Source organism: Streptomyces sp. CB01201 (assembly GCF_002803085.1).
Classification (GTDB): Bacteria; Actinomycetota; Actinomycetes; order Streptomycetales; family Streptomycetaceae; genus Streptomyces; species Streptomyces hundungensis.
The window spans coordinates 712,593-728,535 of record NZ_NNBJ01000002.1; the positions used below are offsets into that span (position 1 = coordinate 712,593).

13 protein-coding genes are annotated in these 15,943 nt (G+C 71.6%); 9 read left to right on the forward strand and 4 right to left on the reverse strand.

What is annotated here, in order from left to right; all coding sequences use genetic code 11:
• Positions 1-41 precede the first annotated feature (41 nt).
• The 3 genes from CG740_RS07730 (at position 42) to CG740_RS07740 (ending at position 3,460) form a co-directional block, all read left to right on the forward strand.
• Positions 42-797 carry a polysaccharide deacetylase family protein gene (locus tag CG740_RS07730; protein WP_100574298.1) on the forward strand — a complete coding sequence of 252 codons (756 nt, stop codon included), beginning with the start codon at positions 42-44 and terminating at the stop codon, positions 795-797.
• 126 nt (positions 798-923) lie between these two features.
• Complete coding sequence (locus CG740_RS07735) at positions 924-2,837, forward strand: hypothetical protein (protein WP_199846364.1); 1,914 nt, start codon at positions 924-926, stop codon at positions 2,835-2,837.
• A 224-nt stretch (positions 2,838-3,061) separates the two neighbouring features.
• A complete protein-coding gene (locus tag CG740_RS07740; protein ID WP_100574190.1) occupies positions 3,062-3,460 on the forward strand; it encodes a hypothetical protein in 399 nt (132 codons plus the stop codon).
• On the opposite strand, the gene CG740_RS07745 is transcribed toward CG740_RS07740, so the two are convergent.
• The 3 genes from CG740_RS07745 to CG740_RS07755 all read right to left on the reverse strand — a co-directional run bounded on the left by CG740_RS07745 (position 3,441) and on the right by CG740_RS07755 (position 7,799).
• The gene (locus CG740_RS07745) at positions 3,441-5,615 is read right to left on the reverse strand and encodes a lipopolysaccharide biosynthesis protein (protein ID WP_199846365.1); all 2,175 of its coding nucleotides are present in this window, start codon (positions 5,613-5,615) and stop codon (positions 3,441-3,443) included. The two genes, CG740_RS07740 and CG740_RS07745, sit on opposite strands and share 20 nt — an antisense overlap.
• The gene (locus CG740_RS07750; protein ID WP_100574191.1) at positions 5,608-6,780 is read right to left on the reverse strand and encodes a DegT/DnrJ/EryC1/StrS family aminotransferase; all 1,173 of its coding nucleotides are present in this window, start codon (positions 6,778-6,780) and stop codon (positions 5,608-5,610) included. Before CG740_RS07750 ends, CG740_RS07745 begins: the two co-directional genes overlap by 8 nt.
• A gap of 116 nt (positions 6,781-6,896) precedes the next feature.
• Positions 6,897-7,799 (reverse strand): RNA polymerase sigma factor SigF, encoded by a 903-nt coding sequence (locus CG740_RS07755; protein ID WP_100574192.1) that lies wholly within the window; start codon positions 7,797-7,799, stop codon positions 6,897-6,899.
• 245 nt (positions 7,800-8,044) lie between these two features.
• Here CG740_RS07755 and CG740_RS07760 point away from each other — a divergent pair, with 245 nt between their 5' ends.
• The 6 genes from CG740_RS07760 to CG740_RS07785 all read left to right on the forward strand — a co-directional run bounded on the left by CG740_RS07760 (position 8,045) and on the right by CG740_RS07785 (position 13,987).
• Positions 8,045-8,413 (forward strand): STAS domain-containing protein, encoded by a 369-nt coding sequence (locus tag CG740_RS07760; RefSeq protein WP_100574299.1) that lies wholly within the window; start codon positions 8,045-8,047, stop codon positions 8,411-8,413.
• A 64-nt stretch (positions 8,414-8,477) separates the two neighbouring features.
• Entirely contained in the window at positions 8,478-8,987 is a 510-nt protein-coding gene (locus tag CG740_RS07765; RefSeq protein ID WP_100574193.1) for an ATP-binding protein, read from the forward strand.
• A 635-nt stretch (positions 8,988-9,622) separates the two neighbouring features.
• Positions 9,623-10,351: a peptidase gene (locus CG740_RS07770; RefSeq protein ID WP_100574194.1), complete on the forward strand. Its 729-nt coding sequence runs from the start codon at positions 9,623-9,625 to the stop codon at positions 10,349-10,351.
• A gap of 128 nt (positions 10,352-10,479) precedes the next feature.
• Positions 10,480-11,421: a COG1470 family protein gene (locus tag CG740_RS07775; protein ID WP_100574195.1), complete on the forward strand. Its 942-nt coding sequence runs from the start codon at positions 10,480-10,482 to the stop codon at positions 11,419-11,421.
• Positions 11,418-12,527 (forward strand): hypothetical protein, encoded by a 1,110-nt coding sequence (locus CG740_RS07780; RefSeq protein WP_100574196.1) that lies wholly within the window; start codon positions 11,418-11,420, stop codon positions 12,525-12,527. The genes CG740_RS07775 and CG740_RS07780 overlap by 4 nt, the downstream gene beginning before the upstream one ends.
• 41 nt (positions 12,528-12,568) lie before the next feature.
• A complete protein-coding gene (locus CG740_RS07785) occupies positions 12,569-13,987 on the forward strand; it encodes a hypothetical protein (protein ID WP_100574197.1) in 1,419 nt (472 codons plus the stop codon).
• A 69-nt stretch (positions 13,988-14,056) separates the two neighbouring features.
• Here CG740_RS07785 and CG740_RS07790 read toward each other — a convergent pair whose 3' ends face one another.
• Positions 14,057-15,553, reverse strand: a complete 1,497-nt coding sequence (locus tag CG740_RS07790) for a peptide MFS transporter (protein ID WP_100574198.1) — start codon at positions 15,551-15,553, stop codon at positions 14,057-14,059.
• Positions 15,554-15,943 lie beyond the last annotated feature (390 nt).

The following is a 15,943-nucleotide window of genomic DNA, read 5'->3' on the forward strand; positions in this document are numbered from 1 at the left end:
CGGGGACGGCCTGCATACCCGTCCTCCTGTACCACGCGGTGATGGACGACCCGCCCGCCTGGATCGGCGAATTCACCGTCCCGCCGCGGCAGTTCGAGGCCCAGCTGGACGCCATCCGGGACAGCGGGCGCACACCCGTGACCATCGGGACGCTCGCCGCCCACTTCGCGCAGGGGGCCCCGCTGCCGCCCCGGCCGGTCGTGCTCACCTTCGACGACGGCTTCGCCGACCTGCCCCGGCGCACCGCCGAGGCGCTCGCCGAGCGGGGCGTGCCCGCCACCGCCTACCTCACCACCGGCGCGATCACCCGCGGCCGGCGCTGTCTGCTGCCGCCCGCGCCGATGATGACCCTCGGCCAGGCCCGGCTCCTGGAGGAGTACGGAATGGAGATCGGCGCCCACACCGTCTCGCACCCCCAGCTCGACACCCTGGGGCGGCGCGCACTGCAAATCGAACTGGCGGACGCCAGAGCCGAGTTGGAGGACACCCTCGGCCACCGCATCTGCCACCTCGCCTACCCGCACGGCTACAACAGCCCCGCCGTGCGCCGGGCCGCGCGCGCCGCCGGCTACGAGACGGCCGTCGCGGTACGGCACGCGCTCAGCTCGGAGCGCGACGAGGCGTACCGGATCGCCCGGCTCATCGTGCGCCGGAGTCACACGCTCGCCGATGTGACGGCGTGGATGTGCGGGCGGGGAGCCCGGGCCGCCCCGTACAACGACTCGCCGCTGACCATGAGTTGGCGCCTGTACCGCCGGACCAGAGCCGCGGTGAGGGGGCCCGTGTTCGCGGGCTGAGCGGGCCTGCGGCCGTTCGCGGTGTAGCCACACGGGCGCGCGGAGTGTTCCTATACTCGCTCGAAGGGGACAGCCAGGGGACCGCGGCGTGACGGCCGTGACCACATGCGTGGGGGGAGTCGCACTGTGCAGCACCGTGTGCCCGCACCGGCCCGGGGGAGCGCGCAGCAACCCCCCGGTGAGGCGGCCGACGAGCGGGCGGACGGCCCGGCGGCAGGCGCCCGGCGCCGCTCCGTACCGGACCTGATGAGACCTCAGATCCTGTTCACCTGGCTGCCGTTGGCGACAGCCACCGCCCTGTGGGTGTACTCGCTCCCGGGCATCGACTTCCGGCACATGGACGACTGGGGCCTGATCGACCGGCTGCCCGCCGCGTTCTACCTCTCGCTCGCCGTCCTGACCGGCGGCTTCGTCGTCAGTCTGCGGAGGGCCGGCACCGCGCCCTGGTGGCCCGGCCTCTACAGCGTGGCCCTGCTGTTCGCCCTCAAGGCGCCCACCTCGATCCTGTACGACTCGGTGCGCTACCCATGGGCGTCCAAGCACGACGCGGTGGTCAACCACCTCCTGGCCAACCAGGAGTTGCGGCCCGGCGTACCGCTCTCCGGGAACATGGCGGCGTACGACCAGTGGCCGGGCTTCTTCACGCTCAACGCGGGCCTGGTACGTGCCTTCGGCGTGGACACCGCGGCGTCGTACCTCAACTGGGCTCCGCTGTTCTACGGCGTCGTCCTCATCCCGGTGCTCGTCCTGATCTACCGCACCTTCGCCGAGGACTGGCGCCTGGTGTGGACCGGTGTATGGATCTTCGAGGTCGCCAACTGGGTCGGCCAGGACTACTTCTCGCCCCAGGGCATGGCGCTGATCCTGGACCTGGCCGTACTGGCCGTGGTGTTCCGCCACTTCGTGCGTCCCGGCGCCGCGGGCGAACTGCGCTCGCGGGCCAACCTCGACCCGGCGGCGGCGAGCGTCCCGCCGCCCACCACCGGGCGTCAGCGCGCGGTCTGCGTCGCGATCCTGGCCCCGCTGATCGCCGCCATCAACTTCACCCACCAGCTCACCCCGGTGATGCTGTGCGTCGCCCTGTTCGCGCTCAACCTGACCCGGCGCTACCGCAACCCCGGGCTGCTCGCCGTCACGGCCGTGATCATGCTGATCTGGGACGTCACGATGGGTCGTCCGCTGTTCGTGGAGACGCTGTCCTCGCTGAAGGAGTCCGTCGGCAACCTCCTGAACAACTCACGGGCCGGTTACGCGGGTGAACTCACCGGCCCCGGACCGGTGTTGCAGGGCCGGGCCGACATCGTGATGGTCCTGGTGGTCGCGGTGCTCGCGGCGATCGCGGTGGTCCTGCGGCGCAAGCTGGTCAAGAGCGCGCTGCCGCTGCTCCTGGTGTCGGTGGCCCCGGTCCCGCTGTTCGCCGTCAACGACTACGGCGGTGAAATGCTGTTCCGGGTCTACCTGTTCGGACTGCCCGGGGCGGCGTTCTTCGCGGCGGCGGCGCTGGTGCCGGCGGCGGCGGGGCAGGGAGGCGGGCGGATCCGCCCCGTCGTCCGCCGGCGCGTGGCGGCGGTCGCGCTGCCGGTGGTGCTCGCGCTGCTGGTGGCCGGGTTCATCCCGGCGTACTACGGCAAGGAGCGGATGTACTACACGCCGCCCGCCGAGACGGCGATGGTGACCCGGCTCCTGGACAGCGCGCCCAAGGGCTCGATGATCCTCGCGGTCACCGGGTCCTTCCCGCAGGCGCTGCACCGCTACGACCAGTTGGAGCACTGGTACGTGGCCGAGCAGGAGGAGCCGCAGAACGCGATCATGCTGCGGGATCCTGTGGGGTATCTGGAACCGCAGCTGCCGCGGGACGGGCGGCCGGTGTACTTCGTCCTCACGCGGACGCAGGACGTCTACACGGCGGGGGAGGGGTTGCTTCCGGCGGGAGGTTTCGCGGAGCTGCGCTCCAAGCTTGAGGCTTCGCCGAGGTTCCGGGTCCTTGAGCGGACCCCCTACGGCGAGATCCTCCAGTACGTCCCCCCGAGCCCGACCTAGCCCCCTTGGGCTCCGCCCCCGGACCTCTGTTCGTGCCTCAAGGGGCCGCGGGGAACTGCGCGAACGGCCACGCACGATCCGCAGCCGAAAGGAGGTTGGGGGCGCGGGGAACTGCGCGAACGGCCCCCGCGGTCCGCAGTCGATCAACTCTCCCCCGGAGGGTCTGGGGAAGGGGCGGGGTGGGGGAGAGCACGAGCCCAGCCAGTCACGACTCGGAGGTCGTCATGACGCTCAGGCAGAACCAGATCAGAGCCATCCTCGCCCTGTCCGGCTGGGCCGCACTCGCCGCGACCGCGCTACCCGCCGCAACCCCGGCCCGCTGGATCCCCGTACTGCTGTACGTGAGCCTCGGCCCGGGCCTCGCCCTGCTCTACCCGCAGCCGCCGGCACTGCGGCCCGGAGCGAGACTGGAGGCGCTCGCACTCGCCGCCCCGCTCAGCCTCTCGTTCGGCGCGCTCGTGTCCACCTGCCTCTTCCTCGTGCACGGCTTCTCGGCCACCGCCTTCCTCGTCGCACTCGCCGCGTTCTCCACCGTCGCCTGCGCGTTCCCGGGGCTGCCGCTGCCGGCCGCGACCCGGGGGGCCGTGGAGCGGACGAAGCGGGTCAGGCGCGAGGAGGGCTGAGGCGGCGGTGCACCAGTGCCGCCGCCGTCGCCGCGCACAGCCCGGCGAAGAGCGGCAGCGCCACCCCGGCGAAGGGCCGCTGCGCCGCCCAGCCCGCGACCGCCAGCACCCACACCAGGGCCGCCGTGATCCGCCAGTGCACCCGAAGGGCCAGCAGCGCCACCGTGGCCAGGGCCAGGCAGAGCAGTTGCAGGATCACGGGCAGCCAGAGTTCCACCCCCGAGGGTCCGGCCAGGCCCGCCGTCTCGGAGAGGAAGCGGGCGAGCGGGGTGTGCCAGGGGCCGGACAGCCGCTCGGGCGGTACGCCGAGGATCACCGGGGCGGTGTGCAGGGCCGCCACCGTCACCCACAGGCCGGCCACCAGGAGCCCGGGGCGCGGCCGGTGGAGGGACACCGCCGCGCTGCACACCACGATGAGCAGCACCCCCGCGGTCAGGCTCACCGGCGGCAGCGCGTGCAGCAGACCGGTGCCGTTGAGCCGCGGCCCCGCCGGGCCCCCGGCCCGTGAGAGCGGGACCCAGAAGAGTCCAGCGGCGAGGCCGAGCAGCAGCCACAGCGCGGTGGTGAGGCGCGATTCGTCGCTCTCGCGGGCCGCAGGGTCGGGCGGCAGGCGCAGGTGCAGGGTCGTCGCGGAGCCCTGCTCCGGGTGCGCCCCGGGAACGTACACCGGGATCCCGAGGGCCGGCGTCGCCGTGTCCATGCCGCCGCGCAGATACGCGGTCTGGGTGGCCCAGCGCGTCCCGTACTCCCGTGCCTCCTCGGTCCTGGCGGCCTGCGCCCTACGGGCCCAACTGGTGCCGAATTCGGGCGACTTGGCTGCGCTCGGGGTGCGGATGGCGGCGCGGCCCGCGAGCGCGCCGCGCAGTCCGGGTACGCAGCACAGGGCCATCACGGTCATCGCGCACAGCTGCGCCCAGCCCGCCCCGGAGATGCCGAACACGCCGAGCAGCACCGAGGCGCTGCCGAGGACCAGGGTGCACATCGCGCACTGGAGGATCGCCAGCATGCCGGTGCGGCCCTGGACGCGCAGCACCCCGATGTACAGCTCGACGGCGACCCGGGGGATCGCGGCGGCGGCCAGCAACTGGAGCACCAGCGTGCCGTGTTGGGCGTAGTCGTCACCGAAGGGCGCGAGGATCCGGCGGGCGAACAGGACCAGGAAGAGGACCACCGGGATGAGCAGCAGCGCCATGCGGCGCAGGGCGCCCCGCACTCCGTCGGCCAGCTTGTCGGGGCTGTGCGAGGAGTGCGCGGTCAGCGAGGAGGCCATGTTGACGGCCATGAACTCCATGGTTCCGCCGACCGTGTAGGCGATGAAGAAGAAGCCGTTCTGCGCGGCCGGGAAGCGCACCGCGACCATCACCGGCAGCAGGTTGATCATCGCGAGCGAGAACAGCGCCCCGACCGAGTCGCCGGCCAGGAAGCGGCCGATCTCGCGGAGTTCGGGGACCGGCCGGTCCCGGTCGGCGGCGGCCTGCGCGGGGATCAGCCGGCGGAAGACCAGCCAGCCGAGCGGCAGGACGGACAGGGCCATCGACGCGGCCCACGACACGAAGACGCCGAGGGTGAGCGCCGAGAAGACGGCGAGCAGGAGCAGCTTGCCGAGCGAGAACACCGCGTTGCCGACCGGGACCCAGATCGCCTTGCGCAGCCCCGTGAGGACGCCGTCCTGGAGCGTCAGGATCGCCCAGGCCACCGACGACAGGGTGAAGACGGCCCCGGCGGTGAGCCCGGACAGCGGCGCGTACGAGGGCCCCCACAGCGGCAGCGAGAAGAGGAAGCCGACGCAGGCCACCGCCACCACGCAGGTGCTGGCGACGTAGGCGCGGCGCACCAGCGTCGCGGTGGAGCGCCCGGCACGCGGTACGTAGCGGACCACCGCGCCGATCATGGTGGTGGCGGTGATCGAGGCGAGCAGCTTCATCGCCGCGATGGCCGCCGAGCCCTGTCCGACCGACTCCTCGCTGTAGTAGCGGGCCGCGACCAGCCAGAAGCCGAGGCCGAGGGCCGCCGAGACGGCGGTGGACAGCATGAGGGCGTAGGCGTTGCGGAACATCGAGTCGCCGCTGCCGGTGGGCTCGCCGCCGTCCGTCGCGGCCCGGTCCGACGGCCCGGCGGCGAGGTCCTCGATCTCCGTCCGGGCCGTGTCAGACACCGGCCGGGCCGCCCCGCGCGGGCCGCACGCCGGCCGCGCGCAGCACCTCGATGGTGCGGTTGGCCTTCAACGGGTCGACGGGCAGGGCGTGTTGGGCGAACCAGCGGGCGGCCTCCGGGGCGGGAGAGGGATCGGTGAACGCCTCGCCCGCGTAGTCGTCGAGCGGCGGGTCGTACAGATAGCCCACCGTGATCCGCTCCCGGGCGAGCGCCGCGCGGGCCGCGTCGCGGTCCTCCACCAGCAGGGGAACGCGGAACAGCGGCTGACCGGGCCCCGGCTTCGGCCGCGCCCACTCGGTGGCGAGCAGCCGCTCGGCGCCGGCGCGGTGTGCGTCCAGTACGGCATCGAGCTTGCCCAACTTCGCCCGGATGCGGGCGAGTCGGGCCCCTCCGGGAGTCGCCCGGTAGTCGTGCATGTCGACCCGGGCCCAGGAGTGGAAGGCGGCGAGGCCGGGGGCGGCCTCGGCGGCGCGGGTCAGCTCCTCGGGACGCAGCGGCATCCGGATGTCCTCGCGTTCCTGCTGCCCGAGCATTCCGAGAACTGCCCGGGCGGCCGGGGCCAGGCGCAGCCCGCGTACGGCCGACTCGGCGTACGGGCGGGCCCAGTAGGCGAGTTCGGCGCCGGTCCGGCGCGGGGCGAGCAGTGCGTCGCGGGACTTGGCGAGCGCCTCGCGCAGGCCCGGGTCGGCGAGCGCGAGGAAGCCGCCCGCCTTGGCCGCGGTGTGCTTGGAGAGGCTGAAGACGGCGGCCTCGCCGAACGTGCCGACCTTGCGTCCGGCCGTCTCGCTGCCGATGGCGTGCGCCGCGTCCTCGATGAGCGCGATGCCCGACCGCGCGCAGCGGGCGGCCAGTTCGGGCGCGGGGTCGGGGTTGCCGTACAGGTTGGTGGTGAGGACGGCGGAGAGTCCGGACCAGAGCGCGTCCGGTACGGCCGCCGCGTCGAGGGATCCGTCCAGGGGGTCGAGCGGCGCCTGGACGGGCCGCAGGCCGGCCGCGAGGACCACGAAGAAGATCACGTCGTCGTTGACCGGGGACATCAGGACCCGGCCGCCGGGCGGGCACCAGTGCCTGAGCGCCAGATAGAGCCCGAGCCGGCCGGACGGCACGTAGAGACACTCGCGCCCCAGCCGCTCGCGCATCGGCGCCTCAAGCTCTTCGTACGCCATGAAGTCCCCCCAGACCCCCGCACGTCCAGCGCTCAATGTGGCCCAGCGCACACCACCGCGTCAACAACGCGGAAGGGCCCGCACCTTGACGGTGCGGGCCCTTCCGACAGCCGTGCTCACTCTTCGACCGTCAGCCCCTTGCGGAGCTTGCGCAGGGTGCGCGCGAGCAGCCGGGAGACGTGCATCTGGGAGATGCCGAGCTCCTCGCCGATCTCGGACTGCGTCATGTTGGCGACGAAGCGCAGCGACAGGATCTTCCGGTCCCGCGCGGGCAGTTCGGCGATCAAGGGCTTCAGCGACTCGATGTACTCGACGCCTTCGAGGTCGTGGTCCTCGTAGCCGATGCGGTCGCTCAGCGCGCCTTCGGAGTCGTCCTCCTCGGGCTGCGCGTCCAGCGAGCTCGCGGTGTACGCGTTGCTCGCCGCCATGCCTTCGACGACTTCTTCCTTGGTGATGCCCAGGCGTTCGGCGAGCTCGCCCACCGTGGCCGAGCGGTCAAGCTGCTGGGCGAGTTCGTCGCCCGCCTTGGCGAGGTCCAGACGGAGCTCCTGGAGCCTGCGCGGGACCCGCACCGACCAGGAGGTGTCGCGGAAGAAGCGCTTGATCTCGCCGACGATGGTCGGCATCGCGAAGGTGGGGAATTCCACCCCGCGGTCGAACTCGAACCGGTCGATCGCCTTGATCAGGCCGATCGTGCCGACCTGGACGATGTCCTCCATCGGCTCGCTGCGGGTGCGGAAGCGCGATGCGGCGAACTTGACCAGGGCGAGGTTCAGTTCGACCAGGGTGTTGCGCACGTAGGCGTGCTCAGGAGTGCCCTCTTCGAGTGCGTGCAGGCGCGCGAAGAGCGTCTTCGACAGCGCCCGGGCGTCGACGGGGCCGACCTCGGTGTAGGGCGGGATCTCGGGAAGTCCCTCAAGTCCCTCGGTTTCGTGCGATCGTGCATGTGGGGGGCGGATGTCCTGCGGTTCCTGCTTGATCGACGTATCTGCAAGCGATTCGTCGAGCCGGGGTGACATGGGTCTCCTCCATCGTTCTCGGCATATGGCTGCCGATGCCCATACGTGTTGTCCGCGGTGTGCGGCGCCTCCGTGGCCGGTCGTGTTGAATAGCTGTCCCTACTACCCCTACCCGCTTTAAGTAGGCTCTCGCAAGGCTTCTTTGTTGATATATGTCCGTTTTGGTGTGATGTTCGGGTTCCGGAAGGCGTAGGGAAGGCGTAGTGTTCCTGGGAAGTTACGACGAATCGGCGAAGAGGGACGGCATGGACCGCGGCACGGTCGGCAGCACGAATCGGGGCCGGCTCCGGGTCGGAGTCCGCACCGTTGGTCACAGCGAGGTTCTGACGCCCGCGGGTGAGCTGGATCACCACACCGCGGATCTGCTCAGGGAGCCGCTGGAGGAAGCCCTCGACCAGGGGCGCATTCGGCTCGTCGTGGACTGTTCGCAGCTGGAGTTCTGCGACTCCACCGGGTTGAACGTGCTGCTCGGCGCCCGCCTCAAGGCGGAGGAGCTGGGCGGCGCGGTGCATCTGGTGGCCATGCAGCCCGTGGTGGCTCGGGTATTCGAGATCACGGGGGCCGAGGCAGTCTTCACCGTGCATGATTCGCTCGATACCGCTCTGAGTGACTGACCCGGATTCGTCCGGGCAGGAGACCAGACTGAAGACATTGGCGAATCGGTGAGGTGAAGCGCTGATGAGCACCACCCGGGAGCAGGCTCCGGGCGACCGTGGGCCCGAATCCCAAGGTGCCGGGCCCGACACCGGGCTGTCGCAGGACGACAGCCCGGCCCCCGTAGTATCCGCACGCGTCCTGGAGCTGTCGGGGGCGAGCGGCATCGTTCCGATGGCCCGCGACTTCACCAGGCAGGCCCTCTACGACTGGGGCTGGCTCCCGGCGGCGACGGCGGAGGGCCGCGCCGCCTGCGAGGACGTGCTGCTCGTCGTCTCCGAGCTGGTGACCAACGCGTGCCTGCACGCCGAGGGGCCCGAGCGGCTGCGCGTCTCGCACACCGCGAAAGTGCTGCGCCTGGAGGTCAGCGACCTCGGCTCGGGCCAGCCCGCACCCCGCACCCCGCACCGCGCGGGGCGCCCCGGCGGACACGGCATGTTCATCGTGCAGCGCCTCTGCCTCGACTGGGGCGTGGTGCGCACACCGGGCGTGGCCGGCAAGACGGTCTGGGCAGAGCTGGCGGCCCCGGCGTAAGCCGCTCGCCTCCGCCTTCGGGCGCGGGCTGCGGCGGTGGCGGGTCGCTTCCGCCTTTCCTCTCGCCTTCGACGCGCGGGGCTCGGACGTCTGCCGAGCCCCTTTGCGTTTGATGCGTCGATCCATGGACGCCGTCCCTCGCGCTTGGCGTGCCGGTTTGGGGGCGCCGCCCTCGTGTTCGGGTTGCCGGTCCATGGACGCGGGTCCTCGTGTTCGGGTTGCGGGTCTATGGGCGTCGGCCCTCGTGCTTGGCGTGCCGGTTTGGGGGCGTTGCCCTCGTGTTCGGGTTGCCGGTCCATGGACGGCGCCCTCGCGTTCGGTGTGCCCGTCTACGGACTCCCGCCGCTGTCACCGGCCGGCGTCCCGCCTCTCGACGGCTGCCCATTTCGACGGGCGCGGCCTCCCGGCCGGTGCGCTCGCGCGGTCCGTGTCCGGCGCAACGCGGGGCACCCGGGTAACTCCTGTTCGCGGTCGCCCGTGGTCCGGGCCGCCGGGGCGCGGGCGTGCCCGGGGCTCGATCCGGCCCGTTCTTTGTCTTCCCTCGACAACCTCCCCGGCGTACCTTGAGCGCCCAATCTGATGTGCCGTCAGTAACTTGGCGGCCTCCGGCTCAACCGGCATAAGGGGAACCAGAGGTGTCGTACCAGAAGAGGACAGCTCTCGCGCTGGCGACGGCGGTGGCGGGCTCGGTGGTGCTGATCACCGCCCCCGCGGCCCAGGCGTCCGTCGTGGACGTGAACTACAACTGCCAGACCCCGATCGGGGCGAAGAGCGCCGTCTCGCCCATCGACATCAAGGCGGTCAAGAGCGGCAGTTCCTACAACGTGACCATGACCTTCCAGAAGGGCGTCTCCTCCAGCCCGGTCGCGCTCGGCGCCGGCGCGATGAACCCCAGCGCCCTGATCAACCTGGGCGGCGCCGACAAGGGAACGCTCGCGGTCAAGGGTCCCGCGAACACCGCGGAGATCCCCGCCAACTCTCCCATCAAGATCAGCGACTTGTCGGGAACCTACGTACCCAAGGCCAACGGCAAGGTCACCTTCACGGCCGGTGTCCTCACCATTAAGGCGCTCGGCACCACCACGACCTGCACGGCCAGCAACAGCCCCGGTCCGTCACTGGAGTTGGACGTCACCGGAGCCGCCGGCTCGGGCGGCAGCAGCAGCGGCGGCAGCAGCAGCACCGGGGGCAGCGGCGGCAGTACCAGTGGCAGTACCAGTGGCAGTACCGGTGGGGCTCCGGCGGCCCTGCCCAAGACCGGCCCGCTCGACTCGGCCGTGGCGCTCGGCACGCTCGGCGGCACGGTCGTCCTGGTCGGCGCGGCCGGAGTGCTCTGGCTGACCCGGCGCAACCAGCGGGCCTGAGCGTCCACAGCCAAGCCCCGCAAGCGCACCAACACGGCGTGCCCGCAAGCGCACCAACACGGCATGCCGGCAAGCGAACCGACACGGCACGCCCGCAAGGAACCCGCCTCGCGCCCGAGGAGCCGCCGATGCGTCCGATCCGCCTGGCCCTGCCGGCCACGGCCCTGCTGCTGTGCGTCCTCGCGGCGCCCGCCGCCGCGGCCGCACCGACAGCGAGCGGGGACTGGACCGCCGCGCCCGCATCCGGCGGCGGGACCCGCCCCAGCGCCGACGGGCGGCCCTACTTCTATCTGGAGGGACCGCCCGGCGCGGTCCTTGAGGACACCGTCTCGCTGAGCAACCCCTCCGGCGCCCCGCTCGCCGTGCGGCTGCGCGGCGCCGCCGCCTACAACGCCACCAACGGGGACTTCGCCGTGCGCCCGACCCCCGACCCCTGGATCGCCCTCGCCGCACCCGAGGTCAGGATCCCGCCGCACACCCGCGCCGACGTACCGTTCGCCGTCACCGTCCCGTCCGGCGCGCAGCCCGGGGACCACCCCGCCGCCCTGCTGGCCGAAGCGGACGGACGCCAGGTGGGCGTGCGTCTCCAACTCCGCGTATCGGGGCCGACGTTGAGCGCGCTCACCGTGGAGTCCGTGCGCGTCGACAAGGCCCACGGGCTGATCCGGTACGCCATGGTCAACCGCGGCAACACCGACCTGGCCCCGCGCCTCGCACTGCGCGCCGACGGCGTGTTCGGGCGTGCCCTGAACCGTCCGGCCAAGGCGCTGCCCGTCGAGCTCCTGCCCGGCCAGCGCGTCGAGCTGAGCGAACCCTGGCCGCACCCGCCCGCCCTCGACCGGGTCACCGTACGGCTCGACGTGACCGCGGACGGCGGAGCCCACGCCTCGGCCGGGGCGAGCGCCGTCTTCGTGCCGTGGGGCGCGGTCGCCGGGGCGGGCCTGGTGGCCCTCGGCGGCGGGGCAGCCGCCCTTCGGCTGGTCCGGCGCCGTCGTCGGCGCTCTGCCGAGGAGTCGGTCGAAGTGCCGGTAGCGGAACGCGAGTTGGCGCAGACAGGAGCCCCTCAGTGAAGTCACGTCCCGGGGGCGCGGCCCTCGCCCCGCTGCCGGCCGGTCTGCTGGCCGGTCTGCTGTCCTGCCTGCTCGCCCTGTTGTCGGCCGGCCCCTCGGACGCGGCCCCGATGGTGCCCGGGCACAGTGTCGCGCTCTCCCGGAGCGAGGTCGCCAAGGGGGCGGACATCACCGTCACCGGCAAGGGGTGGCGGCCCGGAGCGCTGCTCATGCTCCTCGTGTGCGGGGAGTCCAACCCCGAGCTCGGCGTCATCGGCGGCACCAACTCCTGCGCCAACGCCGACGGCCAGGCCGTCACCACCGACGACAAGGGCTCCTTCAGCAAGGTCCTGGTGGCTGCTCCGCCGCCCAAGCCCTGCCCGTGCGTCGTCCATGTGGCGACCGTGCAGGGCGAACAGGCCGTCGTGGACACCGAGTTGAAGATCACGGGCCATCCCGAGGAACCGCTGCCCGCTTCCGGCCCGGGCAAGCTCGCGGTGCTCACCGAGCCCCGCCTGGACGGCAGCGGCTCGCTGCTGACCTGGTTCGGCGCGCCGCCCGCCCGCACCCTGGTCTTCACCGTCGGCAATCTGGGCTCGGGCCCCGTGAAGGACCCCGTCTTCCAACTCGGCACCGCCCACGGCGTGTTCGCGCCGCAGTGGGAGGACCGGCAGTGGAAGGGCACCATCCAGGCCGGCCAGAAGGCCGAGATCAGACTCGACTTCGAGCTGTCGCCCGGCGCCCACGGCGACTACCAGATCTCGCTCCAGTACGCGAAGAAGCTGCTCGCCACCGAGCCGTGGGGCGTGGACCGGCCCTGGGGCGTCACGCTCTTCTGGATCCTGCTCTGCCTCGTGGTGCCCGCCGCCGTCTTCCGCATCGGCATGGTCGTCGTCGACCGGCTGCGCCCCCGCGTCCCCCGGCGCTCCGACCAGGCCCGCCACCGGGGCGTACGGCTGCCCGACGTGACCGTACGGCTGCCGAAGGTGCGCCGGACGCCCGCCGAAGGCCCGCCGCCCGCCGCGCCCGCCCCGGACCCGGGCGCCGCCCCGCACGGAACCACGGCCGCGCTGCCGTGGTTCACCCCCGACTCCGCACCGTCCGAGAACCACCCCAACCGTCCGTAACGTTCCACGACGAAGGGAAATCCGTGACCACGCAACGGAGGATGAGCGCGGCCGGTCTCGCGCTGATGCTCGGCGGCGCGGGGATCATGCTGGCCGCAGGTCCCGCACAAGCAGCCGAAGTCTCGTACGCCACCGAGTGCATACCGCCGTCCATCTCCGGTCTGCCGCCGGTCGAAGGCACGACGAAGGTGCAGATCACCGCGCCCGCCACGGCCAAGGTGGGCGACGAGGTCGACGTCGTCTGGAAGTTCACCCAGGCCGCCTCGAACAACCCCAACGTCCTCGACCTCAACAAGGACGTCGTCCAGCCCACCGGCACCCTCAAGGCGGCGGGCGCGCAGACCGCGGACATCGCCATGAAGGGCCCGCGGCAGAACCCGCCCATCCCCAAGAACAGCCCGATGGTCCTCTCGGACATGACGGCCAAGCTGAAGCTGACCAAGGCCGGTGACGTCACGCTGACGCCGGACGCCTACAACATCAACGTCAACCAGATCATGTCGACGGACACCAAGTGCACGCCCAAGGCGACGGTCGGCGTCTCCGCGACGATCAAGGTGACGGACGCGGGCGGCACCACGGGCGGCTCGACGACCGGCGGCGCGACGACGTCCGGGGGCACCACGGGCTCGACCACCTCGGGCGGCACCACCGGGTCCACCACCTCGGGCGGCACGACGACGTCCGGCGGCACCACGGGCGGCACCACATCCGGCGGGTCGAGAAGCGGCGGGACCACGACCGGCGGGTCCACCTCCGGCGGGACCACCGGCGGCAGCGGGGGCCAGACCGACTTCCCCGGCAAGGAGGTCGGCGTCAACTTCGCCTGCACCTCGCCCGGCCCGGCCGCCATCCAGGGCAAGGTGACCATCAACGCCAAGAAGAACGGCGGGAGTTACGACCTGACCGTCAAGACGGCCAAGGGCGTCATGAACAGCCCGGCCGACCTTCCGGCGGGCGCGCTCAAGCCGTCCATGCAGGTCGTCGTCGGCGGCGCCGACAAGGGCACGGTGGCCGTCACGGGCCCCGCCAACCCCGACCCGATCAAGTCGGGCGCCCCGGTCAGCCTCACCGACATGACGGGCAGCTACAAGCCGGGCGCCTCCGGCAAGTCGACGCTGAGCCCGGGCGACCTGTCCATCGATGTGACGCTCGGCGGCTCCCCGATCCACATCCCGTGCAAGGTCTCCGGCTCGGCGCCGGTCTCCCTGGAACTGGACACGGCGGCCCAGCCCGGCGGCGCGGCGGGCGGCAGCGGCTCGGCGGGCGGCTCGACGGGCGGCACGGCGGCCACGGGCGGCTCCAGCGCCTCCACGGCCGGCTCCGGCGGCCTCGCCCAGACCGGCGCGAGCGACAACGGCGCCCTGCGCGCGCTCGGCCTGGTCGCGGGCACGGTCCTGCTGCTCGGCGGCGCGATCTTCACCTTCACCCCGTGGAAGCGGCTGCGCGGCACGCGCTGACGCCCCCGGCAACGCGAAGGGCCGCCGCACCTTTCGGTGCGGCGGCCCTTCACCTGCTTGCGGAGCGCGTCAGTTGACGCTGCCCATCAGCTGCTTGACCTTCTTGCGGTACATCCAGATGCCGATACCCGCCACGACCGCCACGATCGCCTCGACGCTGACCGCGCCGACGGTGTTCAGGTTGACGTTGAGCTGCGGCGAGGTGAGCAGACCGGCCAGGGAGTCACCGGCGGTGACCGCGAGGAACCAGACGCCCATCATCTGCGAGCTGTACTTCGCCGGGGCCATCTTCGTGGTGACGGAGAGGCCGACCGGGGACAGGCACAGCTCACCCACGGTCTGGACGAAGTAGATGGCCACCAGCCACATCGGGCTGACCCGGCCGCCGTTGTTCGCGGTGTCGATCAGCGGGATGAGGAAGACGACGAAGGAGATGCCGATCAGCGCGAGGCTGGAGGCGAACTTCACCGCCGTGCTCGGCTCCTTGCCGCGCTTGTTCAGCCACAGCCAGCCCGAGGCCACGAGCGGGGCCAGCGCCATGATGAACACCGGGTTCAGCGACTGGTACCAGGACGTCGGGAAGTGGAAGCCGAGCAGGTCGTTGGTGGTCGAGTTCTTGCCGAAGATCGACAGCGTCGAGCCGTTCTGGTCGTAGATCATCCAGAAGACGGCGGCGACGACGAAGAACCAGACGTAACCCGAGAGCTTGGACTGCTCGACCTCGCTGAGGTCCTTGTCGCGCTTCATGCGGGCCAGTACGGCGATCGGGATGACCAGACCGGCGATGGTGACCGGCATCATCGCCCAGTCGGCGAAGTTCCCCGTCACGGCGAGGCCGATGTAGAGGGCCGCGGCGACGATCAGCCAGATCAGGCCCTTGCGGAGCACGGACCGCTTCTCCTCCTGCGTCACGGGCTGAGCGACGATGTCGCTCTCCGAGCTCAGGTGGCGCGAGCCGAGCAGGAACTGGGCGAGGCCCAGCGCCATGCCGATCGCGGCGAGGGTGAAGCCGAAGTGCCAGTTGACCTTCTCGCCGATGGTGCCGATGGACAGCGGGGCGAGGAAGGCACCCATGTTGATGCCGATGTAGAAGAGCGTGAAGCCACCGTCACGACGCGGGTCCTCGGGACCCTTGTAGAGGTGACCGACCATCGTCGAGATGTTGGCCTTCAGAAGGCCGGAGCCGAGCGCGACCAGCACGAGACCCGCGAAGAACGAGGGCGTCGAGGGCACCGCCAGCGTGATGTGGCCGAGGATGACGATGCCGGCGCCGATCGCGACCGTCTTGCGCGGGCCCCAGAAGCGGTCCGCGATCCAGCCGCCCGGCATGGCGAGCAGGTAGACCATCGCCATGTAGACGGAGTAGATCGCGGTGGCGGTGGTGGGATTCATGTGAAGGCCACCGGGCGCGATCAAGTACAGCGGGAGCAGGGCCTTCATGCCGTAGAAGCTGTACCGCTCCCACATCTCGGTCATGAACAGAGTGGCCAGGCCGCGGGGGTGGCCGAAGAAGGTCTTCTCGCTGCCAGTGGTACTGGCGGAGTCCTTCGTCAGGCTGGACGCCATGGTCGATCCTTGCTTGCTCGGGACGCGCGCTTCGTGAGCGTTGAGTCGCGCCCGGTGGGGGAGGGCCGGCACCGGCATGGCAGCCGCCCCCCCGACGCCTTCGGGGTCCGGCCCCGTGGGGGAGCGCGGAACGGACGGACCACACCGGGATCCACACCCCGTCGCTTCGTCGCGCTGGGGCCCGGCCCGTAGGTCATTCACTGATCTCAAGACTGGCTCAGCCGGTCTTGTGCAGAAAAGAGACCCTTGGCGCGCCAAGCAGGCCAAAGGTCCCTGAGTAGTGCTATAGGCGTCGGGACACCATACGTCACCACACTGCGGGATATGGAAGGACTTGAGACATGGATCACAGGCATCCCTGGAACCGCTCACCCATATTCCAAGGTGTTA

Coding starts and splice junctions, on each gene's coding strand:
- CG740_RS07730 (WP_100574298.1), top strand. CDS start 42: ATGGACGACCCGCCCGCCTGGATCGGCGAATTCACCGTCCCGCCGCGG.
- CG740_RS07740 (WP_100574190.1), top strand. CDS start 3,062: ATGACGCTCAGGCAGAACCAGATCAGAGCCATCCTCGCCCTGTCCGGC.
- CG740_RS07750 (WP_100574191.1), bottom strand. CDS start 6,780: ATGGCGTACGAAGAGCTTGAGGCGCCGATGCGCGAGCGGCTGGGGCGC.
- CG740_RS07755 (WP_100574192.1), bottom strand. CDS start 7,799: ATGTCACCCCGGCTCGACGAATCGCTTGCAGATACGTCGATCAAGCAG.
- CG740_RS07760 (WP_100574299.1), top strand. CDS start 8,045: ATGGACCGCGGCACGGTCGGCAGCACGAATCGGGGCCGGCTCCGGGTC.
- CG740_RS07765 (WP_100574193.1), top strand. CDS start 8,478: ATGAGCACCACCCGGGAGCAGGCTCCGGGCGACCGTGGGCCCGAATCC.
- CG740_RS07775 (WP_100574195.1), top strand. CDS start 10,480: ATGCGTCCGATCCGCCTGGCCCTGCCGGCCACGGCCCTGCTGCTGTGC.
- CG740_RS07785 (WP_100574197.1), top strand. CDS start 12,569: ATGAGCGCGGCCGGTCTCGCGCTGATGCTCGGCGGCGCGGGGATCATG.
- CG740_RS07790 (WP_100574198.1), bottom strand. CDS start 15,553: ATGGCGTCCAGCCTGACGAAGGACTCCGCCAGTACCACTGGCAGCGAG.